The following is a 24,951-nucleotide window of genomic DNA, read 5'->3' as shown; positions in this document are numbered from 1 at the left end:
TTTTCTTTTTTTATTATTAATGATTATTTTCTTTTTTTAATTTTCTAATTGATGGTGAAGATATAAACCATAATGTAAAACCGCTTAACACAGTAATTAATCCTAATAGTGAAAATGCTCTTAAAACGATTGTATTAAAATTATCTCTCCCTTGATAATCCATTGTATGTGTCATCCATAAAAAGTCAAACCAACGCCAATCTCTATGTCTTACAGTTTGAAAAGCACCATTATTAATTGCGACATAAGCCTTTAGGTTTTCATCCGTTTTATATGAAATTTCATAGGCTGGTAATGGTCTTCCACGATATTCGTGATGTTTCCCAACAGTCTCAATTCTATGAATACTTTCAACTTTTAAATCAGGTAACATATAACGTTCTGCAACTTTAAGAGCTTCTTGCTCTGTGATTTCTTCCTTTTTGGAACCTGAAATTGCATTGTATAGCTGACTTTCATTGATCCAAAAATAGGGTTGATTTGCAATTTCTATTAACTCTAAAGATTTTATGCTTTGCTCATTTTCTAGTTGAGACGAACCAATCAAATTCTTGAATATTGTTTGATGTGGTAATTCTTTCTTGAAATGATCACCATGAATTTCATCAATATCTGTCCAACTAAAATAGAGCCCACTAATCGTCCACATCAAAAACTGGATACCTAAAAAGATTCCTAAATAACGATGTGTTTTCCGGATTTTTGATGCAGTACTCCTGTTAACCATATTAGTTTATTGTAAAGGGAAATTCAACGTTTACTTTTTCCCATTTCATATTTATTGTCCCAGAATTTTCGCTGGTTTTTGAAACCTTATACTCTAGATGTTCTTGAATATCTTCTGAAATTTTAGGAGTTACCTTAAACCGAATCACATCATCATTTTCATCATATTCATCTTTTCCATGCTGATCCCAATTTTTGTTAATCATAACAGTCCAATCTCCTTTAGATGGAATTGTGAAAAACCCATATTTACCTTTCGGAAGCACTTCATTATTAATCAGTAAATCTTCATTTGTTTCTATCCAAGTGGCATTATGCGCACCTGCTTGCCAAACATTATCATAACCAACTAAACCACCAAAAATTATTCTTCCTCTAACACCAGGAGAAGAATAATCCATATGAATATGAGCATCACCAACCATTGCCATAGTAGATTGGTGTGGACTTAATACTTTCTTTTTTGGTATGTTCTCTTTTACTGATTTTGTAGGATGGTTTTTATGTTCATAATTATCTGTTTTTTTAGTTTCATTTTTACAACTAAAGATTGTTGTTATTAATACAAGTACGATTACTAATTTTTTCATATAATTATATTTTAATTGTTTTTAACCTTAATGCATTCACAATTACAGAAACCGAGCTAAAACTCATTGCTAATGCTGCAATCATTGGAGATAATAATATACCGAAAAAAGGAAATAAAACACCTGCAGCAATTGGTACACCTAATATGTTGTAAATCAATGCAAAAAATAAATTCTGTTTAATGTTTCTCATTACACCATGACTTAAATTTCTTGCCTTAACAATACCGTGTAAATCTCCTTTAACCAAAGTTATCATTGCACTTTCAATAGCAACATCAGTTCCAGTTCCCATTGCAATACCTACATCACTTTTTGCCAATGCTGGTGCATCATTAATACCATCACCTGCCATAGCAACTACTTTTCCGTTTTTTTGTAATTTCTCAACTTCTTTGAGTTTGTCCTCTGGTAACATACTGGCTTTAAAATCTGCCAAATTTAATTCTGATGCTACTGCTTTTGCAGTATCGTGATTATCACCTGTAAGCATTATCACATCAATGCCTTTATCTTGAAGTGCTTTAATCGCTTTAGCACTTGTTTCTTTTATTTTATCTCCTATAACTACATACCCAACAACGGTTTCATCTATTGATAAATAAGAAACTGTTTTACCCTGTTTTTGGTAAGATTTAGCTTCATCTTTCATTTTAGAAGTAATATCCGCTTTAGCATATTCCATCATTTTAGGATTACCTAAGGCTACATTTTTTCCATCAATTTTAGCTTCAACACCTTTACCGGTAACAGCAGAAAAAGAATTAGACTTTAAAATTTCTGCATTTTGTTCTTTTCCATATTTTACAGTAGCTTCTGCTAAAGGATGTTCACTATTTGAATTTAAAGAAACAATATAATTTAAAACCTCATTTTCAGTATAATTATCATCAAAAGAACCAATTTTTTCCACAGTTGGTTTTCCTTCCGTAATTGTTCCTGTTTTATCAATGATTAGTGAATTTACTTTGTCTAATTTTTCTAAAGCTTCCGCATTTTTAATTAGCACCCCATTTTGAGCACCTTTACCAACACCAACCATTACAGACATTGGTGTTGCCAAACCTAATGCACATGGACAAGCAATAATTAAAACTGCAATTGCATTTACTAATGCATATACATACGCAGGTTCTGGGCCCCAAATTGCCCAAACAATAAATGTAAGCACAGAAATTAAAACCACTATTGGAACGAAGTAACCAGAAACGGTATCTGCTAATTTTTGAATTGGCGCACGACTTCTACTGGCATCGTTTACCATATGAATAATTTGAGAAAGTAATGTATCACTACCCACTTTTTGGGCTTTCATTAAAAAGGACTGATTCCCATTTATTGTTCCACTGCTTATTTTATCGCCTTCTGATTTGTTTACAGGAATTGGTTCTCCAGTGATCATAGATTCATCAACAGTTGTTTGCCCTTCTGTTATTTTTCCATCAACTGGAATTTTATCACCTGGTTTTACTTTCAAAATATCATCTAATTCTATTTTATCAATAGATACTTCAACCTCTTCGCCATCTACTATTTTGGTTGCTTTATTAGGTGCTAATTTTAACAATTCTTTTACAGCAGAATTTGTTTTACTATGCGCACGAGCTTCTAATAATTGCCCCATTAAAACCAAGGTTAAAATTACGGTTGTTGCTTCAAAATAAACGTGTACTGCTCCATATTCTGTTTTAAATTGGTTTGGAAAAACATCAGGAAAAAGCATACCAAAAAAACTAAACAACCAAGCTACACCAGCACCAATACCAATAAGTGTAAACATATTTAGATTCCAAGTTTTTATACTTTTATAAGCACGTTCAAAAAACATCCAAGTTGCATAAAATACTACTGGAATTGATAATACAAACTGAATCCAATTCCAGTTCTTCTGTTCTAAAATATCGTATAATGGATTATTAGCCAGCATTTCGCTCATTGCTATAAAGAAAATAGGCAATGTAAACGCAACTGCTATCCAAAACTTTTTAGATAATTTTTTATATGCTTTTTCTTCGGCAGAACTATCAGCCTCCATTGGCACTAAATCCATTCCACAAATTGGGCAATCACCAGCTTCATCTTTTACAACTTCTGGGTGCATTGGGCAGGTCCATTGTTCTGAATTTGTAGTTGATAAATTTTGTTCTTCCACTAAATCCATACCACAGACTGGACAATCACCAGGTTTTTCATACGTTTTTTCACCCTCACAATGCATAGGGCAATAAAAAGTACCAGTTCCTTTTCCTTTAGGAACTTCTTTTTTTTCTTCTTTTATATGATGGTGTCTTCCTTGTTTGTGAATACTATATCGTCCACCATCATTTTTTAAAGCTTCTTGAAATGTTTCTAATTTAATATGAGCATCCATTTCAATCATTGCTTCTGCTTTTTCTAAATTAACAGATGCTTTGGAAACACCAACGATTTCTGAAAGTGTTTTTTCTACATGACTTCTACAACCATTGCAAGTCATTCCGTGAATATGATATGTGTGTTTCATTTTATTATTATTTGGAATAAGAATACTATATCTGTCTCCATCAGTTTTTAAAGCTTCTTGAAAAGTTTCTAATTTAATATGAGATTCCATTTCTATGGTTGCTTCAGCTTTTTCTAAATCTACAGATGCTTTAGCAACACCTTCAACTTTTGAAAGTATTTTTTCTACATGACTTCTGCAACCATTACAGGTCATTCCTGTTATTTTATATGTGTGTTTCATAATTTTTAATTTTTACATTTTCATCATTTCTTCTTCATCCATTTCCATTCCCATTTTCATATTTCCATCTTTATCTGTGTGTGATTTCATGAAAAGAAATTGAAACAGGAAAACAAGAGCTATTCCTATACCTGCTACTACAAGTACAAAAGGGTCGTTAACATATTTTAAATAAATAAATGCTGATAAAATAACAATATCCATTACTATTGCTATTATTGGAATAATTGGATTAAATTTTACTTCTTTTTTAAGGTGTCTGAAAAGTCCCCAATGAATAGCAATATCCATTATTAAATAAAAGATAGCACCAATGGAAGCTATGCGAGTTAAATCAAATAAAATGGTTAGTAGAATCGCTAAAGAGACAGTAAAAATTAGTGAAGGATTTTTAAGTTTCTTCATTTTGTTCATGTCAGGAACTTGTTTCATACCACCCAACATTCCTAACATTCTTGAAGCAGAATATACACTGGCAATTACACCAGAAACTGTTGCTACAATAGCCAGTAGAATTGTTAAAATTGAACCCCATACACCAAACAGCGGTTTTGCTGCTGCTGCTAAAGCATAATCTTTTGCTACTATAATTTCTTCAATACTTAATCCACCAGCAACCGATAATGCTAAAACAACGTAGATAATTGTACAAACAGCAATTGAAATAATAATGGAGCGCCCCACATTTTTATGTGGATTTTTAATGTCACCACCTTGATTTGTTATCGTAGTAAACCCTTTAAAAGCAAGGATTGACAATGCCAAGGCAGCCACAAATCCAAATCCTTCTGGTAAAGCTTGACTATTAGATGCTACATAATTACCTGTTATGGTTGGCAAACCTGAAATTATTAAACCAGAAATTGCTAACAATGAAATGCCTGCTACTTTAATTATTGCTGTAAAAGTGGCTGTAACTTCAATAATTTTATTACCAGAAATATTTATTATATACGCTACTCCAATAAGAATTACACCTAATATGGATGCATATCCAGAATATTCTGGCGGAAATAAGCGTAAAGTATAAGCACCAAAAGTACCAGCAACTAAACTTTCGGCAACTACCATTGATATGTACATTAATAGAGAGAAAGAACCTGCAGCTGTTCCAGGACCAAATGCTTTTGTTAAAAATTTTGCTACACCACCAGAAGAAGGATATGCGTTTGAAAATTTAACGTAAGAATATGAACTAAAACCAACTACTATTGCACCTGCTATAAATGCAATTGGAAACAAGTCACCTACTAACTCTGCAATTTGACCCATTAGCACAAAAATACCTGCGCCAATCATTACACCTGTACCCAAGGAAACAGAGCCTAATAATGAGAGTTTTTGGTTTGTTTTTTTTAGTATGTTCATTTTATTTATTTTAGTTTTTTTCGCATTGCTTCAGAAATGTTTTCTGCATATACACCATAAGCATCTACCAACAATCCTTTAATTCCATTTTTAGATGAAATAGCGTAAAGAACGCTGTTATCATCAGTACTGCTCATTCCTTCAAAACGATGCATTTCATCTACATCAAAATCTTCTGGATGTAATTTTAATTTTAATGAGTTACATTCTATATGTTTTGGGCACATATTTAGGTTATACGTGTATCCGTTTGCTTGTAAAGTGCTTATTGCTTCAGAAAGAGTGTCGTAGCTTTTCATTATTTTAATTTATTTATAAATGAATTGTCATCACAGGTTTTTTCGAGTTATTTGTGATGTTTTCTGCAATACTTTTAGAGAATATATTAGATAAACCACTTCTATTATGTGTATACATTGCTACTAAATCTACTTCATTATCTTTTTGAAAAGTTTCTATGCCTTTTAAAATGGTAGATTCATTATAAACGTGCATTTCATAATTTTCTAATTCTGGAAAGTTTGTTAAAAATTCTCTTATTGGCACTATACCATTTTTAATATTATTAAAATCTTTATTTGTATTGATATTTAATAAGTGAATTTTTGAATTACATTTCTCGGCTATTTTAACAACTTGTTTAAAAGCATTAGACATATCTTCCTTAAAATCAGAAACAAAAACAATGTTTTTAAAAGGAAATAGTGTAGCCTCTTCTTTAACAACTAAAATTGGGACGTGGATATCTCTAATAATTTTTTGAGTATTGCTCCCAAAAAATTGTTTTGAGAAATCTTCTTGTGTGCCTTTACTACCTGTTATTATGAAGTCGTGATGAAAATTGTGAGAATGTGCAGAAATTGCTTTTACATCTGAAATAAACTCCAAGAAAGTCCTCGATTTTAAACCTTTGTGTTCCGCATCTTTATCAAGACTTCTTAACTTGCTTTTGGCAATGCCAATCGCTTTTTGAGTATCAGGATAATTATGCTCGTCTGTTTTGTTTAACTTAACCCAGTCTACTGGTGTATGTATTTGATGTAAAAAATGAATTTCAGCATCAAAAAGTGTGGCAATTTCAATTGCTAAATGAGCTGCTTTATCACAAGTTTTTGAAAAGTCCGTTGGAACTAAAATATTTTTCATAATCAATTAGATTTTTAGTTTTTTAAATGAGGTATGAGAATGAATTATCTTCCATTTTCCATCAATTTTTTGCAATATTGATGTTGCTACTCCCTTACTTTTAATGGTTCTTTCTTTTGTGTCCTTGGTTTTATTACCTTTTAGAACTATTGTGTAGATATAATTTTCAGTTGTATAAGCATAGGACGAATTTACAGTTGTCTGAATCTCATAATCAGAAAAAATAAAACTTTTAAAATGGCCTAATTCTGGTCCCAAATGGTGAGATATATATTCTTTGTATGTACCTTCTAATTTACCTTGTTCGAATATGATAGCATCTGGTGTAAAGAGTTCAAAAGTGCCTTCTGTTGTTAAATTTTGTATTGCATCTTTATAAGCTTTCATTACGGCTTTTACTTCCTTTGTGTCTTTAGTGTTAGAAGTAACCTGTGCATTTGTAAGATTAACTGTTAAAAGGAAAACAGTTAATAGAGTAATAAATTTAAGTACTTTCATAATTTAAGTTTTAAAAAGGATTATTTGTTTACATGGATTCTATTGATGTTTGCAATACCAAAAACTAAAACGAAAAAGCTTAAAACAACTTCTAAAATAACAATTAGTTTTCCTGATATAGAAATGGGTACAATATCTCCATAACCAACAGAAGAAAAGGTTATAAAACTGAAATACAAAAACTCGAAAAATTGTAAGAAAAACAAGTTATTGGGAATCGTTTCGAATTTAAAATTTGCTGAATTTAAAATATATAACGCCTGGTAATCTGCTGAAAATGATAGCACAATTAAAATAATTAAGATTCCAAATAAAGTAAGAATGTGTGTCAGTTGATGACTTTCTCCTATTATTTTACTTAATTGTGTAAAAGTTAACTTTACAATAAAAAAGGTTTTAAAAAATGCCAAACTAACAATTAAGAAAGGTAGAAATTTACTATCAGAATCTACAACAATCCATAAGGTATAACTTAAAGATAAAGCAATAACCATAATCGTAGTAAGTGCTACTTTTTTAAATAGCTGTTTATAAAAGTCTGTACTTTTAGATTTTTCCACAGTGTTTTCTTTAGGCATTTTAACTTATTTATTAACTAAATAATTGAAGTACCAATGCACCACCAACTATTAAAAATAGTATTACATATACTATATAATTGAACCATTTTTTTACATTAGACTTTTTTTCTGTCTCTTGAAAACTGTTTTTACAACATTCTTTCATTTTAGTCTCTTTTTAAAAAAATACCCAAAAATGAGAGTTAGACTGTATTCAATCAACCAAAAAAAATAAGACTTCCTCTCAAGTTCAAGTATCTTTTACCAATTTTTTATTTATAAACTATCTTTTAATTGTGTAATAAAATTTATCATTTCATTCGTTTCCACCTTTGAGAACTTTGCATCTTTATGAATTAACGTGTAAGAATTTAATGGCATCTCTCCGCTTTCTATTTGCTTAATAATTGATCGTAATTTGCTGGCTTTTCTTCGATTTGATAATGATTCCCATTCACTAAAATTTAATTCTTTTTTGCCATCTTTAATATGTTCTTCTAAAAACCAAGCAACTGGTTGTATTTTATTATACCAAGGGTATTTAGTGTTGTTACTATGGCAATCATAACAAGATACTTGCAACTTATTTTTTATATTATTTGGCACATTATTTACCAACATAAAATCGGTTACTGGTACAATATCAGTTTGGTTACGTTCTGTGGGAATAAATTGTATTCCCACAAAAGCGACCAATAAAATCAACAATATGATTTTAACAGTTTTCATTTAGTTAATTTCTCTTTGTACTTTTCCGCATTTAAGCATTTTACTGCCATAATAAGGGTTACGCACTTCTTTATTCATACTTAACCAAGCACTTCCTTTTTCATACATTGGGCAATATTGCTCATATAATTTATTAGAAGCACCAGTTATAGCAACCATATCTATAATGTCTTTACTTAAAACCTTAAAGTGTTCTCTTTGATGTGCTATTGGGCTTTTAGAAATATGTTCTGCGTGTTCTTTAGCATCAATAATAATATCTTTTAATTCTAATTTTTGAGCATCCGTATATTTAGAAACATCAAGACTGTTTAAACTTTTTTCTAATGAAGCACCCAATTCTTTTGCTTTTGATTCATCATCTGCTACTAAAGCATCTTTTAAATTGAAATAAGCGGTTAAAATTGCTTCAGCTTTTGCGTCTTGCATTTTCATTTTACTGTGATCCATTTTCATATCTCCGTGGTTCATTTTTTCTTTTTTCTGTGCATTGGTAAAAGAAACCGTTAACAATAATATTACTACTACACTAATTTTTAAATCTTTCATTTTATTTGTTTTTAAATTTATATTTGATTTACTACTATTCATTCTTAAAATCTTACTGATAATCCACCACCAGCGCCAAAACGATTGTCGTAACTCGCCATTAAAGAGAAATTTCTTGATAGCATATATTCTGCTCCTGCGCTCCAAACTGTTTCTGAAGTGAAATCTTTATTTGTTGGTAAAGTATTTACAAAACCTAAATCTATTTGATATTCATAATAACCGAAAACAGACAGTTTAGGAAAAATCATTATACTGCGTCCTAATCCAATTCTTGGTCTTAATTTATTATCTACTCGAACATCTAAATTGAATAAGTAAGGTGTTAAATAGCGAAGACCGACAACTGCTGTAGTGTTTAATTTGTCTAAACTACCACGTGTTTCATTTTCTATATTTACCCCACCAAATACTCTTAAATAATCGTGTAGATAGCGTTCATAAGTAAATTCTCCTTCCAAATTTTTGTTCCATCCGTATTCGAAAGATGCATTAAATTGATTTCTTAAATTAGAAGTTGTTAAATTAATTGCTGTGTTATTTGAAGCAATATCTGCCAATCCCCAAGAATACCATTTATCTGTTTCTGCGATAATTTTTGAAGCTGGAAATTCATCCATTCTTGGATCTCTTGGGGTGTCATAAGACATTACTCTTGCCATACCACCCATCATATGGTAAAGAATATGGCAATGGAAAAACCAGTCGCCAGCTTCATCTCCATTATTTCCATAAAACTCTAAAGTTACTTTTTGCATTGGTGGCACATTTACTGTATGCTTTAATGGTGAATAATCACCATTTATATTAATTACTCTAAAAAAGTGACCGTGTAAATGCATTGGGTGGTGCATCATTGTAAGGTTATTGAACGTAATTCTTGTTACCTCTTTATTATTTATTTTGATATTATCAGCTTCAGATAATGGCACACCATTCATACTCCAGATATAACGATTCATATTTCCTGTAAGGTTTAATAAAACTTCTTTTACAGGAACATTTTTATCGTAGTTGGTTTTCTCTGGCGACTTCAAATAATCGTAGTTATATTCAGCAAATAGATCCATTCCTTCCATTTTCATTGCTGGCATAGTATTCTCTTTTTTCATCTCCATTCCTGTCATATTAGAATGGTTCATTTTACTCATTGCCATAGTATCTTTTGGTTTGTTCATATCCATCCCAGACATTTTGGAATGATCCATCTTCATTTCTCCATCCATTTTATCCATCTGCATACCATATTCAGCTTTTATTTTAAATCGTTCATCTTTACTTGGACGATATTTTAATGCGTGTGCACCCATTTTCATATCCATTTTTGCCATTTTCATCATCATTCCAATTTTGTCTGGCTTCGGAATTTCTTGTGCTTTTAAAACTTTACCAGTTCCCAAAAATGCTGATGCTGTACCAGAACCATCTTGTGCTGTAATTTTAAATTCTATTTTTCCGTCTTCAGGAATGGTTACAATAAAATCATATGCCTCTGCTATACCTATAAACGTTTTATTCTTTTTAACGGGTATAACATCTAATCCATCCGCAGAAACCAACAGTGGATCTTCGCCACCAAAAGTCATCCAAAAAGAGGTTGAAGCACCACCATCAATAATACGTAACCTTACTTTTTCGCCAGGTTTAAAATCTGCATACTCAATGTTTTCTTCCCCATTAATTAAAAACGCTGGATAATATACATCTGCAATATCTGCTCCTTCCATACGTTGTCTCCAGAAATTAAGTTGTGCACCAAATGCTCCACGAGCAATCACTTTATTTAATGGTGTAGCTGTTCCTTTTTTGATACCATACCATTCGTTACCTCTTTTCAAATTTTTAAGAACACTCATTGGTTTTTCGTTAGTCCAATCAGATAACATCAATACCAATTCTTTATCATATTCTAACGATTTTTCTTTAGGTTGAATAACAATGGAGCCATAAACACCACTTTGTTCTTGCAACATCGTGTGAGAATGGTACCAATAGGTACCAGATTGTTTTATTAGGAATTCGTATTTCTGTGTATGCCCAGGTTCTATAGGTGGTGTATTTAAGTATGGAACACCATCATAAAAATTTGGCAATAAAAGACCGTGCCAATGAACAGAGGTTTCTACACTCATTTCATTTTTTACATAAATAACTGCATATTCTCCTTCTGTAAATGCTAAAGTTGGTCCAGGAATTGTGCCATTAACGGTCATTCCCATAACATCTTTTCCTGCTTTATTTACAGTTGCTTCACGTAAAGTTATGGTGTGTTCTCTTACTGGAAGGTTGTTTATATTTCCTTCTGTTACTTGTTTCTCTTGTGCAAAAACTATGGTAGTTAAAGCAATAAGAAAAATTGAAATTATTTTAGTTTTCATTTTATTATTCATTTTATAAGTAATCAAAGTTACTACAGAACAAAAAGGTATTGTATTATAATTATGGTTCATATCTACACAATTTGGTCTAAAGGATTCCTGAAATTTCTCTGCTCATTTTTGTAAGATGATAAGCTCATACCAGTTTCATTTTTAAATTGACTACTAAAATGGTTTACATTGCTATAATCTAATTGCTGACTTATCTCTGTAAAATTATTTTCTTGCAATTGAATCAACTCTTTTGCCTTTTCTATTTTTAACTTTATAAAATACTTTTCTATGGTAATATGCTCCTTTAAAGAAAAAATTTTACTGATTTTTGAGTATTCTAAATTTAATTTTGATTCTAAATATTTAGAAAGTGTTTTATCTAATTGTAATGGTAATTTCTGCAATAATTTAATAATTGTTATTTTAGTTTGTTCTACTAACTTTTCTTCCTGTCCTATTAAAATTTCAAAACCATTTTCTTCTAAAGCAGTTTTAATTTTTTCGAAATCATTTTCTGACTCTTCCTCGAAAATTATAGCACCAAGCTCAATATGTTTTAGTTCAATATCTAACTTTTCAAATTTTGTTTTAATAAACATTATACAGCGATTACAAACCATGTTTTTTATAAAAATTTTTCTTGCCATAATTTAATTGGTTAGATAATTAATAATTGTGGTTTGTACGAAGTAAGATTTTATAGACTCTATTTGATTCATTTCAAACTTCAATTGTAACTCTTGAATATCTAATACATCATTAAAATCTATAGTACCAGTTTCGTAGTTTTTAATTAGAATTTCTTCTGCATTTTTAGCTTGTTTCAGATTTTTAGTTTGTGTTTTATAACTAATTCTTGCAGAAATGCGTTCGTTTTTTGCTTTATCTAAAAACGTTTCTAATTTATTTTTTCGTTCTTGCTTCTGTGCTAAAACTTCTTCTTGTTGTAAGCTGTTTTGTTTGGTTTTTGATTTATAACTATTATTAAAAATAGGAATAGAAAGGGTTACCATTGGCATCAAAATATCTTTACCATTATCACTAAAACTAATATTTGGACGTTCTGTAACATTTATATAATCTAAACCAAAACCAATCATTGGAGCGCTTTCTTTCTGATTTAATAATTCTGATTTTTCTATAGATTGATACAATCTATCGTACTTTAATAATTCTGGATGAACTGATAAATTATTAGTTTTGGTATCAAAATTTTCTGCAGGAAAATTCAAATCACTCACAACATTTATAATAATTGATTTATCACGATTCAATAACTTATTGAAGGTAGTTTGTTCTGCTAAATACTGTTGATTTAAAATTGCCAATAATTGCTCCATTTCATTTTGGCGCATTTGCAAACGCAATACATCTACCATAGATGCCTTATTAACTTCAACGGATGTTAATGCTAATGTTTCATAAGTTTGAAGTAGTTTTATATTTTCTTTTAAAACATTTTGCTTTGCTTTATTTGCATACAAATTATAATATGATTGGGAAACTGAAGTAATTAGTTTTCGTTTGGCTATAACAATGTCTTCATATTTAACCTCTGCCATAGAAGAAACATAGCTTTCTCTGGAAGTAATTGTACCAAACCAAGGCAACATTTGCTTCACAGAAATTCTAAAACGTTGTGCTCCAGTTCTTGTTTCTGGTTCACTTACAAAATACCCAACACCAAATTCAGTATTTGGCAATGTATTTACTTCATTCACTTTTTCTGAAGCAATATTATATTGCAATTCAAATTTTTGAATTGCTGGGTTATTTTTTAGAGCTTGCTCAATAAGTACATTTAATTCTTGTGCATTTGAAAAACCAAAAGCTAAAAAACTTATGAGTGTAAAAATTAAATTTTTCATTTGTTTGCTTTTTTTAATTTGAATTCTTCTCTCCAACTATATAAAACAGGTAAAAGAAAATAAGATGTGATATCTATGACCATTCCTCCAAAAATTGGAATCGCCATTGGAATCATAATATCGCTTCCTTTTCCTGTAGAGGTTAAAACTGGTAATAATGCTAAAATTGTTGTAACAGTAGTCATTAAACAAGGACGAATTCTTTTTTCTGCAGCTTGCAAAGCTGAAGCTCGTATGCTCTTTTTATCTGCAGGTTTTTCACGTTTAAAAGTTTGTGTTAAATAGGTTGCCATAACTACACCATCATCTGTGGCAATGCCAAACAATGCAATAAAACCAACCCAAACTGCCACACTTAAATTGATGGTTTTCATATTAAATAAGTCTCGCATATTTTCACCAAAAAAGCTAAAATTGAAAAACCAATCTTGCCCATATAACCAAATCATAATAAAACCACCTGCAAAAGCAATGGTTATGGCTGTAAAAACCATAAATGATGTAGCAACCGATTTAAACTGAAAATATAAAATCAAGAAAATAATTGCTAATGCTAATGGAACTATAACAGACAGTGTTTTTTCTGCACGTAATTGGTTTTCATAAGTTCCCGTAAATTTATAACTGATGCCTTTTGGAACCGTTAATTCACCAGAATCTATTTTTTTTTGAAACAATTTTTGTGCATTTTCTACTACATCAACTTCTGCAAAACCATCTAATTTATCAAACAGTACATAACCAATTAAAAAAGTATCTTCACTTTTTATAACTTGTGGACCTTGCTCATATCTAATCGTTGCTAACTCACTTAAAGGAACAGGATTCCCTTTTTCAATAGGAATATAAATGTCTTTTATCGATTCAGGATTATTACGCAATTCTCTTGGATAACGAACTCGAATACCATAACGTTCTCTTCCTTCCACAGTTTGAGTTAATTGCATACCACCAACTGCAACTTTTAGAACATTCTGAACGTCTTCAATAGAAATTCCATAACGTGCTATTTTTTCTCTATCAATATCAATCAGTAAATATGGTTTACCAACAATTCTATCTGCAAAAACAGCTTCTACTTTAACACCTTCTGCTTGTTTTAAAAGGCTCTCTAATTGCAAACCAAAAGCTTCAATTTGTTTTAAATCTTGCCCTTTTACTTTTATTCCCATTGGTGCACGCATACCTGTTTGAAGCATTACCAATCTTGTTTCTATGGGTTGTAATTTTGGAGCAGAAGTAACGCCTGGTAATTTGGTGACTTTGACAATTTCATTCCAAATATCATCTGGAGAACTAATTTCTGGTCGCCAATTTCTGTAGTATTCTCCATCTTCATCTTCGATAAGTTGAGACCTTTCGACTGCGCTCAAGGAGACATTTTCAGTATTATTTGGATTTGTTACAAAACCACCATTTTTCAATTCAAAAGCACCATCTTCATTTACTTTATAACGTTGTCTTTTTCCCTCTGAATTTCTCATATATTCAGTTTTATACTGAATCATATTTTCATACATTGACAAAGGTGCAGGATCTAAAGCTGATTCTGTTCTACCGGCTTTACCAACCACAGTTTCAATTTCTGGAATGGTGGCTACTGCCATATCCAATTGTTTTAAAACGCGTTTATTTTCTTCGACACCAGAATGTGGCATTGAGGTTGGCATCAGTAAAAAAGAACCTTCATTTAAAGAGGGCATAAATTCTTTACCTGTGTTATAAAATATCCAAAATCCAAATATAAGAACTGATGTTGGTATCATTAAAAACAACACTTTATTTGCTAATGCCCATTGTAGAATTTGACTATAATAGTTTTTTAAAACCGAGAATATTCCTAAAATACCAAAGCAAATAATGGCTACAAAAATTAAGTTGATAAAGATACTTCTGTCAAAACCTAATGGTCGCCAATATTCTGCAAGTAAGAATATAATAGCAGTACAAGAAATAATGATATTTATATGGTTGTTATTTTTCTTGTTTAGTTTTCCTATAACAACTAATAAACCATTAACGCCAAAAGCAATTAGAATTACACCTAACCAATAACCACTAATTGTAATTACAATACCAGCCACTATTAAAGCGATATTTATAATATGATTAAAAGATTTTTTTAGTGTTGTTTTTCTGAATAAATAAGCTGCAAAAGGGGGAATTAAAAACAAAGCAATAACCAAAGAAGCTGATAGTGCCATTGTTTTTGTAAACGCCAAAGGTCTAAACAATTTACCTTCTGCACCAATCATTGTAAAAACAGGTACAAAACTTATAATTGTTGTTAAAACTGCTGTTAAAATGGCACCAGAAACTTCTGCAGTTGCATTATAAATTACTTCGTCTGTAGTATATTTTGTTCCATCTTCACGCGTTTGTAATTTTTTATCATCTAAATGACGAATCATATTTTCGGCGAGAATTACGCCAACATCAACCATAGTTCCTATCGCAATTGCAATACCTGAAAGTGCTACAATATTTGCATCCACATTAAATAGTTTCATCGTTACAAAAACCATTAAAACTGCAACAGGTAATAAACCAGATATTAAAATAGAAGCTCGAAGATTGAAAACCATTACAATAATTACCAAAATGGTAATCAAAATTTCTAATGTTAACGCTTCATTTAGTGTATCTAAAGTTTCTTCAATTAATTCTGTTCTATCGTAAAAAGGAACAATAGTTACTTGTGATGTTCTACCATCAGCTAAAACTTTTGTTGGTAAACCTCCTTTTAATTCTTCAATTTGAGCTTTTACATTCGTAATTACTTCCATAGGATTTGCTCCATATCTTGCAACTACGACACCTCCAACTACTTCTGCACCTTCTTTATCTAACAAACCTCTTCTTGTTGCAGGACCTAAAGAAACTTTACCAATATCTTTTATTTTGATTGCTGTAAAATCTACGGAAGTAACTACTGCGTTTTCAATATCTTCGATAGATTTAATATACCCCAAACCACGAACTAAATATTCAGCTTGATTTATTTCTAAAGTTTGTGCTCCAATATCTTGATTACTACTTTTAACGGCTTTTACAACTTGATTTAAACCAATATTGTATTGACGCATTAATTCTGGATTCACGTCCACTTGATATTCTTGAACATAACCACCAATTGAGGCAACTTCAGAAACGCCACTTGCAGACGATAATCCGTATTTTACGTAGTAATCTTGAATACTTCGCAATTCTTGTAAATCCCAACCACCAGTAACGTTTCCTTTTTCATCACGACCTTCTAAAGTGTACCAAAATATTTGACCTAAACCTGTGGCATCTGGACCTAAAGCAGGATTTACACCTTCTGGTAATAAATTGTTAGGTAATGAATTTAGTTTTTCTAAAATTCTACTTCTGCTCCAATAAAACTCAATATCCTCTTCGAAAATAATATAGATACTTGAAAAACCAAACATAGAAGAGCTACGAATTGTTTTAACTCCTGGAATACCTAATAACGAAGTTGTTAATGGATATGTAATTTGATCTTCAATATCTTGAGGTGAACGACCATCCCACTTTGTGAATACTATTTGCTGATTTTCGCCAATATCTGGAATAGCATCAACAGCTACAGGATTGCTTGGTAAAAATGGAATATCCCAATTAAAAGGAGCGTTTACGGTACCCCAACCTACAAATAATAAGAGTAGTAAAACTGCTACAAGTTTATTTTCTATTAAGAATTTGATGCTTTTATTTAGCATTATATTTTGATTATTAAACAATTAGACATAGATGTTAGAAAAACATCGAATACAACAAATTACCCTTACAACATTGCAGTTATAGGATATTATAGTCTATTGTTTAAAAATCAAATTAAATAAGTCTCGTCAATCTTGAAGATTTCTTTTATGACGAGTGGTGGTTCGTATTCTTCGAATGAAGATACATTATTCTCTAAATTTTCAAAAAGATTAATATATGTGTAGATAAACGAAGCAATAAATAATTCTTGGTTAAAAGATATTTTATCAACCTGTAATTGTACTTCGTCTTGACCATCAATTAATACTTGTTCATCTTTACAACAATCTTTTTTTATGATTGAACAACCAGAAATAGCTACAGAAGTATCTTTCTGATTTTCCATTCCGCAAGTTGAAGCTTCTGAAAAAATAGCAGTATCTAAAAGAGTATCACCACAAAAATGTTTTGTGATAGCAAATGAAGTTGTAGAAAATAAAACTACAAACGACATTAAAACAGCTAATATTTTATGAGATAACTTTGACATTCTAAAAACAAAGGTACAAAATAGTAATAAAAAAGATTAAATACTATGTTAAAAAATTAAAACCTCAAATTTATCTGCCTATTTCTATATTTTTACTTCTGTAAGTAGTTTTCTCTAATTTACTTCTTAATGAAGCCATATCATCACTAACTTTTCTTTCAATAACTTTAGCATAAATCTGAGTTGTAGCAATTTTTGTATGACCTAATAATTTTGAAACAGTTTCTATAGGCACACCATTACTTAAAGTTATGGTAGTAGCAAAAGTATGTCTAGCGATATGGAAAGTAAGATTCTTTTTTATGCCACTTAAATCTGCAATTTCTTTTAAGTATGAATTTAATTTTTGATTTGAAATGTTAGGGAATAATGTTTTAGTTTTTTTTGTTTTGATGTGACCTTTATATTTCTTAATCAAAATTTCAGCTATTGGTAATAGAGGTATTTTAACTTTATTGTGCGTCTTCTGTCTATTTGTGATAATCCATTTACCTCCATCAATACCTAAACCTATATTATCTTCGTTCAGCTGCATAACATCGATGTAAGATAATCCTGTATAGCAACTAAAAATAAATAAGTCTTTGACCAGGATTAATCTTTCTATATCAAATTCTCTTTCAATGATTTTTTGTAACTCATCTTCTCTTAAAAATTCGCGTTCATTTTTAATATAAGTGGGCTTAAACTTTATAAAGGGGTCTTTGTCAATCCATTCCATTTTATAAGCTAAAGTTACCATTTTACGGAGTCTTTGAATATGTTTCATTACTGTGTTGTTTTCCATCTGTTTTTGATGGTCTGAAGGAACATATGAACGCAAGAATTTTTCAAAGTCAACAACAAAACGATATGTTAATTGAGATAAATATATGTCTTGAATTTTTCTTTTATTAGTCAAAAATAGTTTGATATACTTTTGAGTTGTGAAGTAGTTTTTTAAAGTTCCATAAGTTAAAGATTCACTCATTTGAGTGTTGTGATAATCGATTAAAGTAAGCAAAGAATATTCTTCATTGTCTTCACCTAAAAAACGAGCTTTAATAGATTGAGAGCAGATAAATGCTTTTTCTTTTATTAGCTCATCATAAGCTGTATAAACTCTATTTTTAACCTGGTCTAAATATCTATTGAGTAAACGTGATTCTTGTTTATTACCTTTTGCTCTCCCTTTTCTAGAATCCCATTCAGATAGAATAACTTTTCGTTGTAAGCTAATATTAGCTCTTTTGCCATTTACAGTTATTCTGCCATATACAGATACTTGGTTGTTTTTAATACGTGTTGCGTTTACCCAAAAAGATAAGGTAAAATTAATTTGTGATTGCATAGTTGTCGTCTTTTAATTAAACATTCTTCTAGACGAAAGTCAAATCAACTATCTCAAAAACAGTTTATTAAGGTTTCAGTTGGTTCACACTTTTTGTGTTTTGAAACTGTGAACCGAATTGTGAACCAAACTAAACTATATTAATACAATTCTTATGATAACCCAAAAACTACAAAACCTTGTAAATCATACGATTTACAAGGTTTTAGTTTCTATTGGTATTCATTTTAGTCGGGGTGGCAGGATTCGAACCTGCGACCTCCTCGTCCCAAACGAGGCGCGATGACCGGGCTACGCTACACCCCGAAAATGATTTCTCATTTAAGGATTGCAAATATAGAATAATATTTAGAAACTAAAACCTTTTTTATTAAAATATTGATGATTTTTAAAGAATTAAAATTAATTATATTTTCATTATTAAAATTTATAAACATTCGTTCTTATAACTTGTAAAAAGGTATATTTTTACATAACAAAATTCGATACAAATTTATTATGTCAGATACAGTAGAAAAAATAAAATGTTTAATTATAGGTTCTGGTCCTGCGGGTTATACTGCAGCAATTTATGCAGCAAGGGCAGATATGAAACCTGTAATGTATACAGGAATGCAAATGGGCGGACAGTTAACAACAACAACAGAGGTTGATAATTTTCCTGGCTATGCAGATGGTACAGATGGTACTGCAATGATGGAGGATTTGAAAAAACAATCTGAACGATTTGGTACAGAGGTTCGTTTCGGTCTTGTAACTAAAGTAGATTTGAGTGACAAAGTTGGTGGTATTCACAAAGTTATTGTTGATGAAACCAAAGAAATTGAAGCAGAGACAATAATTATCTCTACAGGAGCAACAGCAAAATATTTAGGTTTAGAAAGTGAACAACGTTTGATTGGTGGAGGTGTTTCTGCATGTGCTACTTGTGACGGATTCTTTTATAAAGGACAAGATGTTGTTGTTGTTGGGGCAGGAGATACGGCAGCAGAAGAAGCTACTTATTTAGCCAATATATGTAATAAAGTAACTTTGTTAGTGCGTAAAGATTACATGAGAGCATCAAAAGCAATGCAACATAGAGTAAATAAAACTGCAAATATCGAGGTTTTATTTAATACTGAAATCGATGAGGTTTTAGGAGATAATGTTGTTGAAGGTGTTAGAGTAATAAATAATCAAACTAAAGAAACTCATGATATTTCTGTAACTGGAGTTTTTATTGCAATTGGACACAAGCCAAATTCAGATTTATTTAAAGGTGTTTTAGATATGGATGAAACAGGTTATTTAATTACTAAAGGAAAATCTTCAAAAACAAATTTACCAGGAGTTTTTGCAGCCGGAGATATTCAAGATAAAGAATATAGACAAGCTGTTACTGCAGCGGGTTCTGGTTGTATGGCAGCCTTAGATGCAGAGCGTTATTTAAGTGCTTTAGAATAATAAATTTATTTTTAATGCAATAAAAAAGAGATTACTGTTAAAGCAATCTCTTTTTTTATATGTGAAATACAATCTTATTTAAACTGTCGCAGAAGCTTTCATAGATTTTCTGTAAGTAAATTTGTTAAAGATATTTCTTCTACCAAAATTATTCATAGATTTTGCATTTATAAATTTTCCAAATAGAACTTTACTAACACCAAAATATTCGTACTTATTACCATCTGTAAAAGTAACTTCTAGTAACATACTTTTATGATGCCAATCTGCTACTTGAAATTCTGTAATTGTTTTTTTATAAGCATCTAAGTTAGCAGCTTTAGTTTCTGGAGCAATACTTACCAAGAAGTGATATCCATCGATAATTTGGGTACTCTTAATTTCTGCTTCTTCTTTATCTGTTTCATCTTGAAATTTATCTGGATGCCACTCTTTAACCAATCCTCTATAAGATTTTTTTAATTCTTTTAAATCTATAGGACCTTCAACTTTAAAAAGTTTTTTATATTCTTTAATACGTTTCATTACTTTGTTTTCAAATTGCGTGCAAAAGTATTGATAAAAAAGAGATTAGCTATTTTAAAATTACTTTATTTTAATAATTTTGCAAATACGTAAGAAAAAAAGACGAAAAATAAGATATCGTTTATACCATAAATAGCATAAAAAATGCCTGCCATTTTATCTTCTTCAAAGATGGGAGTTACATTATTAGATAATCTCCATTGAATCCAGATGATGCTGTAAATTAGTTTTTCAATTGCAAAAACGGCAATTAACCATTTTGCTTTGTAATAGCTTTTAGAAACTGATAGATAAGCAAACCCCCAAACTATAATCATTAACAAACCAAAATTAGACATTACTGTAGTGTCGTATTTGTTTATTGTTTCATTTGTAAAAAGTCTTGATAAAATTAAAACTGCGACAATATTTGTACATCCAGCAAGTATAAATCCCTTTTTTATGAAATTATTCATAGGTTAAATTGGTGTCAAAATTTTCGATAGATTTTACAATTAGTTTAACTGCTTCTACGTAAAATTCTGTATTAATGTTTTCGAATGTATCTGTAGCTTTATGGTAATCTTTATGGTCTTCTACACCAAAATAAATAAACGGAATTTTTTCTCTATGAAAAACTCTGTGATCCGAAGAATATGTCCAATTATCTAATTGTTTATCATCAGGATTGTCATGACCAAAAAGTAAATTTATTGGTGATTTTATATTTTCTAAACTGGCTCTAAGTTTAGGATAATGGTGTAAACCGGCAGCATAAAGTTGTAAAGAATCATTATGGGCAATCATATCCATATTAATATTTAGTACAATTTTATTCTTCTGTTTGTAATTTTTAAGCCAATAATCTGCACCTAAAGAACCAATTTCTTCAGCATCTACTGCTGCAAAAACTAATGTATGTTTTGGTTTGTTTTTTTTAAAATAATCTGCAATTGCAAATAAAGCTGCAGTACCAGAAGCATCATCATCTGCACCATTATAAATTTTACCATTTTTAATGCCTAAATGATCTAAATGACCGGTTATAACAATGGTTTTATCGATGCTTCCAGTAATTTTACCTATTACATTCCCGCCAAATACAGTTGTATCTTTTATTTTAGATGCATCTGAATCTGAATTTTCAACTGGAAACATTCTTTGTCTTCTTTTGCCAGAAAAAGTGTAAGGAAATTTATGAATGTAATTAGACGATTCTTCAGTTTCTAAACCAATTTCTTTAAATTTAGTTGCGATGTATTTTTGCGCTTTATAATTTCCGGGTTTAGAAAAACCTCTACCTTCTAAATCATCACTAGATAAATGCTTTATTCCATCAATCAATAGTTTCTTGTTTATTGATTTTTCTTTTTCAGATTGATTACAACTTAGAGTTATTACTGATAAGGCAATTAGAAGAAGGTTGTTTATTTTCATTATTTTATAAGTTTAATTGATAGAATTACAAACCTAAAGCTTTTCTTTCTTCTATGTTTCCTTTTTTGTTTTTACGCCAATAAGGTGAAAGAATTGTTTTAATCTTTGTTGCTGTTGTTGTGTATTTTGTGTTATTTATTGTTGAAACTTCTTCCCAAGATTCTATAGTATAAGGAAAATCTTTTGTCAATTTAATAGTGAGTTTTCTTTTTAATGTTGGATAAAAAATAGAAAAATATAGAAATCCTTTAATTTCTTTTAAAGCAGTTTCTGCATCATAGGCCATAATTCGTTTATGATTTAAAGCCATATATTCGAAAGACGGAATAATCTTCATACGACCAATTGCAATGTTTTTAGGGTTTAACCTTAATCGATTCCATAATTCATTTTCTAAAATATCTTTTTTTAATCCTAATTGTCTATCAGAATTATTTTCAAAATATGAATGAAAATCAATTTCAAATTTTTCTCGACTATTTAATTGCACAAATGTGTTTCCGCACCATTCTTGTGATGAAAAAGAAATTTTTATTGTCTCTTTATTGCTGTTGATAGGAGAGAAGGTGCTTGTCATTAAAGAATAAGGATATATGCCAGTGACAAATTTTTTTGTGCTATTTAACTTTAATACAGGTATTGTAGATTTACTCTTAGTATCTGCTTTTACTTGTTTTTCTGGTAAAAAGTCTTCTGTTACGTATATGTTTACCGCAGTACCTTCGTATATCTCGCCGTAACGAGATTGCTTTAATGTATATGATGTTATTTCTGCTTTGCCTTGATACCAATAATCGTTAAAATTTAATTTTTGATTTTGAGCTTGAACTTTATTCTTATCCGAAGTACAAAAAATAAAAAGTATGCTAGTTATTAAAGAGACAGAGATTTTCATGACAAGTTTCATCGGTAATAATTTATCAACTAAGTTACAATTATTACTTGTATAAAAAAAGACCATCCTTTAACAGATGGTCTCTCAAACAAACAACTAAATTCAAAAACCTTGGATAAGTTTAAGAAAATTTTATAAATATTTTAGAAGCAGTATTTATTTTCTGCTTTCACTTTTTCTGCGATTTCGTTACGTAAATCTACAATATCTGGATAGTTTGTATATTTAGTAAAACGCTTTAATCCCATTAACATCATACGCTGCTCATCACCTTCAGCAAAAGAAATTATACTTTCTTTACCTTTTTCTTCGATAATGTCTACTGCGTGATATAAATATAATTTAGACATCGCAATTTGTACCGATTGAGAATCTTCGCCAAAACGTTTCGCGTTTTTCTCTGTTCTTAAAATTGCAGATTCTGCCATATAAATTTCAATTAATATGTCTGAAGCAGCAATTAATAACTGTTGATGAGACTCGATTTCTTGCCCATATTTTTGAAGTGCTGCACCAGCAACCATTAAAAATGTTTTCTTTAATTTGGCAATCATGTGTTTTTCTTCTGAAAATAACTCAGAATAATCTGGAGTTTCAAAAGAAGGAATTCCCATTAAACTATTAGCTACTTCTGTTGCAGGTCCTAATAAATCTACATGACCTTTCATTGCTTTTTTGATAAGCATTCCAACAGAAAGCATTCTGTTAATTTCGTTTGTACCTTCGTAAATTCTAGCAATTCTAGCATCTCTCCAAGCAGATTCCATAGGAGTTTCTTCAGAGAATCCCATTCCACCAAAAATTTGAATACCTTCATCTGCACAACTTTGTACATCTTCTGATACGGCAACTTTTAAGATAGAACATTCTATTGCATATTCTTCTACACCTTTAAGTTCTGCTTCTTGGTGAGTATTACCAGCAGCAACTCTTAATGCGATTCTATCTTCGATGTCTTTAGCTGCTCTATAAGAAGCAGATTCACCAACGTAAGCATTTGTAGACATTTCTGCCAATTTCACCTTAATTGCACCAAAATCTGCAATAGGAGTTTTGAACTGCTTACGTTCTGTGGCGTATTGTGTTGCATACGTAATAACTCTTCTTTGAGAATCTAAACACGCTGCAGCCAATTTAATACGACCAACATTTAAAGCATTCATGGCAATTTTAAAACCTTCACCACGACCAGCTAACATATTTTCTGCTGGTACTACTGTATCATTAAAAAATACTTGACGAGTTGAACTTGCACGAATACCTAATTTGTGTTCTTCTTCACCTAAAGTAATTCCGTTTGCATTTTCTGGATCATATTCTACTATAAAACCAGTAATATTTTTATCATTTTCTATACGAGCAAAAACAATCATTAAACTACAAAAACCTGCGTTCGAAATCCACATTTTTTGTCCGTTAATTTTGTAAGATTTACCGTCTTCCGAAAGTTCTGCTGTAGTTTTTCCTGAGTTTGCATCAGAACCAGCACCCGGTTCTGTTAAACAATAAGCACCAAACCATTCTCCGGTAGCTAATTTAGGTACATATTTTTCTTTCTGTTCTTGTGTACCATATAAAGTAATTGGCATTGTACCAATACCTGTGTGTGCACCAAAAGCTGTACTAAAAGATCCTGTTCCAGATGAAATATAATCACAAGTTAACATTGTAGATACAAATCCCATACCTAAACCACCAAATTCTTCTGGCACTGCAACACCTAAAAATCCTAATTCACCAGCTTTACGCATAACTTCTTCTGTTAATGCATAATCTTTAGCTTCGAAACGAGCTTTATGAGGAATGATTTCTCTATCATTAAATTCCATCACAGCTTCCTTCATCATTTGTTGCTCCTCTGTAAAGTCTTCTGGAGTAAATACGTTTTCGCAGTTAGTTTCTTTTACTAAAAACTGTCCGCCTCTTAATAATTCTGACATTTTCTTTTTT

The 24,951-nt window shown here is 30.6% G+C and carries 23 protein-coding genes and 1 tRNA gene; 1 reads left to right on the top strand and 23 read right to left on the bottom strand.

The annotated features are described in order from the left end of the window. Positions 1-16 precede the first annotated feature (16 nt). The 18 genes from WG950_RS05540 to WG950_RS05455 form a co-directional block, all read right to left on the bottom strand. Positions 17-727, bottom strand: a complete 711-nt coding sequence (locus tag WG950_RS05540) for a PepSY domain-containing protein (RefSeq protein WP_303435455.1) — start codon at positions 725-727, stop codon at positions 17-19. A gap of 1 nt (position 728) precedes the next feature. Next, the gene (locus tag WG950_RS05535; RefSeq protein WP_303435454.1) at positions 729-1,316 is read right to left on the bottom strand and encodes a DUF2911 domain-containing protein; all 588 of its coding nucleotides are present in this window, start codon (positions 1,314-1,316) and stop codon (positions 729-731) included. A gap of 4 nt (positions 1,317-1,320) precedes the next feature. Next, on the bottom strand, positions 1,321-4,041 hold the full coding sequence (locus tag WG950_RS05530; RefSeq protein ID WP_340934716.1) for a heavy metal translocating P-type ATPase: 2,721 nt from the start codon (positions 4,039-4,041) through the stop codon (positions 1,321-1,323). 12 nt (positions 4,042-4,053) lie between these two features. Next, positions 4,054-5,409 carry an APC family permease gene (locus tag WG950_RS05525; protein WP_303435452.1) on the bottom strand — a complete coding sequence of 452 codons (1,356 nt, stop codon included), beginning with the start codon at positions 5,407-5,409 and terminating at the stop codon, positions 4,054-4,056. Positions 5,410-5,414: 5 nt separating this feature from the next. After that, positions 5,415-5,708, bottom strand: coding sequence for a hypothetical protein (locus WG950_RS05520; RefSeq protein ID WP_026775404.1), 294 nt, complete (start codon positions 5,706-5,708; stop codon positions 5,415-5,417). 13 nt (positions 5,709-5,721) lie between these two features. Next, positions 5,722-6,555 (bottom strand): universal stress protein, encoded by an 834-nt coding sequence (locus WG950_RS05515; RefSeq protein ID WP_303435451.1) that lies wholly within the window; start codon positions 6,553-6,555, stop codon positions 5,722-5,724. Positions 6,556-6,561: 6 nt separating this feature from the next. Continuing rightward, a complete protein-coding gene (locus WG950_RS05510) occupies positions 6,562-7,053 on the bottom strand; it encodes a YybH family protein (RefSeq protein ID WP_339882712.1) in 492 nt (163 codons plus the stop codon). 20 nt (positions 7,054-7,073) lie between these two features. Beyond that, positions 7,074-7,631: an ion channel gene (locus tag WG950_RS05505; protein ID WP_303435449.1), complete on the bottom strand. Its 558-nt coding sequence runs from the start codon at positions 7,629-7,631 to the stop codon at positions 7,074-7,076. A 13-nt stretch (positions 7,632-7,644) separates the two neighbouring features. Beyond that, complete coding sequence (locus WG950_RS05500) at positions 7,645-7,779, bottom strand: hypothetical protein (protein WP_340934713.1); 135 nt, start codon at positions 7,777-7,779, stop codon at positions 7,645-7,647. Positions 7,780-7,889: 110 nt separating this feature from the next. Next, a complete protein-coding gene (locus WG950_RS05495; protein ID WP_303435448.1) occupies positions 7,890-8,342 on the bottom strand; it encodes a heme-binding domain-containing protein in 453 nt (150 codons plus the stop codon). Continuing rightward, complete coding sequence (locus WG950_RS05490; RefSeq protein ID WP_303435447.1) at positions 8,343-8,891, bottom strand: DUF3347 domain-containing protein; 549 nt, start codon at positions 8,889-8,891, stop codon at positions 8,343-8,345. Positions 8,892-8,935: 44 nt separating this feature from the next. Further along, a complete protein-coding gene (locus tag WG950_RS05485; RefSeq protein WP_303435446.1) occupies positions 8,936-11,269 on the bottom strand; it encodes a multicopper oxidase domain-containing protein in 2,334 nt (777 codons plus the stop codon). Between the two features lie 74 nt (positions 11,270-11,343). Further along, a complete protein-coding gene (locus tag WG950_RS05480) occupies positions 11,344-11,910 on the bottom strand; it encodes a helix-turn-helix domain-containing protein (RefSeq protein ID WP_340934710.1) in 567 nt (188 codons plus the stop codon). Positions 11,911-11,913: 3 nt separating this feature from the next. Further along, entirely contained in the window at positions 11,914-13,131 is a 1,218-nt protein-coding gene (locus WG950_RS05475) for a TolC family protein (RefSeq protein WP_303435444.1), read from the bottom strand. Next, positions 13,128-16,856: an efflux RND transporter permease subunit gene (locus WG950_RS05470; protein ID WP_303435443.1), complete on the bottom strand. Its 3,729-nt coding sequence runs from the start codon at positions 16,854-16,856 to the stop codon at positions 13,128-13,130. The genes WG950_RS05475 and WG950_RS05470 overlap by 4 nt, the downstream gene beginning before the upstream one ends. A 110-nt stretch (positions 16,857-16,966) precedes the next feature. Next, positions 16,967-17,389 (bottom strand): HYC_CC_PP family protein, encoded by a 423-nt coding sequence (locus tag WG950_RS05465; protein WP_254712390.1) that lies wholly within the window; start codon positions 17,387-17,389, stop codon positions 16,967-16,969. A 70-nt stretch (positions 17,390-17,459) separates the two neighbouring features. Next, positions 17,460-18,719: a site-specific integrase gene (locus WG950_RS05460; RefSeq protein ID WP_077808655.1), complete on the bottom strand. Its 1,260-nt coding sequence runs from the start codon at positions 18,717-18,719 to the stop codon at positions 17,460-17,462. Positions 18,720-18,950: 231 nt separating this feature from the next. Next, positions 18,951-19,025, bottom strand: a tRNA-Pro gene (locus WG950_RS05455). A gap of 192 nt (positions 19,026-19,217) precedes the next feature. Between WG950_RS05455 and trxB the strand changes: the two genes are divergently transcribed. Further along, a complete protein-coding gene (gene trxB, locus WG950_RS05450; protein ID WP_340934705.1) occupies positions 19,218-20,165 on the top strand; it encodes a thioredoxin-disulfide reductase in 948 nt (315 codons plus the stop codon). A gap of 78 nt (positions 20,166-20,243) precedes the next feature. Here trxB and WG950_RS05445 read toward each other — a convergent pair whose 3' ends face one another. From WG950_RS05445 to WG950_RS05425, 5 genes are all read right to left on the bottom strand, one after another. Continuing rightward, on the bottom strand, positions 20,244-20,690 hold the full coding sequence (locus WG950_RS05445; protein ID WP_340934703.1) for a KTSC domain-containing protein: 447 nt from the start codon (positions 20,688-20,690) through the stop codon (positions 20,244-20,246). 65 nt (positions 20,691-20,755) lie between these two features. Beyond that, on the bottom strand, positions 20,756-21,145 hold the full coding sequence (locus WG950_RS05440) for a hypothetical protein (protein ID WP_340934702.1): 390 nt from the start codon (positions 21,143-21,145) through the stop codon (positions 20,756-20,758). Continuing rightward, complete coding sequence (locus WG950_RS05435) at positions 21,138-22,106, bottom strand: M20/M25/M40 family metallo-hydrolase (protein WP_340934700.1); 969 nt, start codon at positions 22,104-22,106, stop codon at positions 21,138-21,140. The genes WG950_RS05440 and WG950_RS05435 overlap by 8 nt, the downstream gene beginning before the upstream one ends. A 25-nt stretch (positions 22,107-22,131) precedes the next feature. After that, positions 22,132-23,001, bottom strand: coding sequence for a septum formation inhibitor Maf (locus WG950_RS05430; RefSeq protein WP_340934698.1), 870 nt, complete (start codon positions 22,999-23,001; stop codon positions 22,132-22,134). Between the two features lie 143 nt (positions 23,002-23,144). Further along, on the bottom strand, positions 23,145-24,941 hold the full coding sequence (locus WG950_RS05425; protein WP_077808660.1) for an acyl-CoA dehydrogenase family protein: 1,797 nt from the start codon (positions 24,939-24,941) through the stop codon (positions 23,145-23,147). Positions 24,942-24,951 lie beyond the last annotated feature (10 nt).

It is taken from the genome of Polaribacter marinaquae (assembly GCF_038019025.1).
GTDB lineage: Bacteria > Bacteroidota > Bacteroidia > Flavobacteriales > Flavobacteriaceae > Polaribacter > Polaribacter marinaquae.
This window is presented reverse-complemented; position numbering and strand designations above follow the sequence as displayed.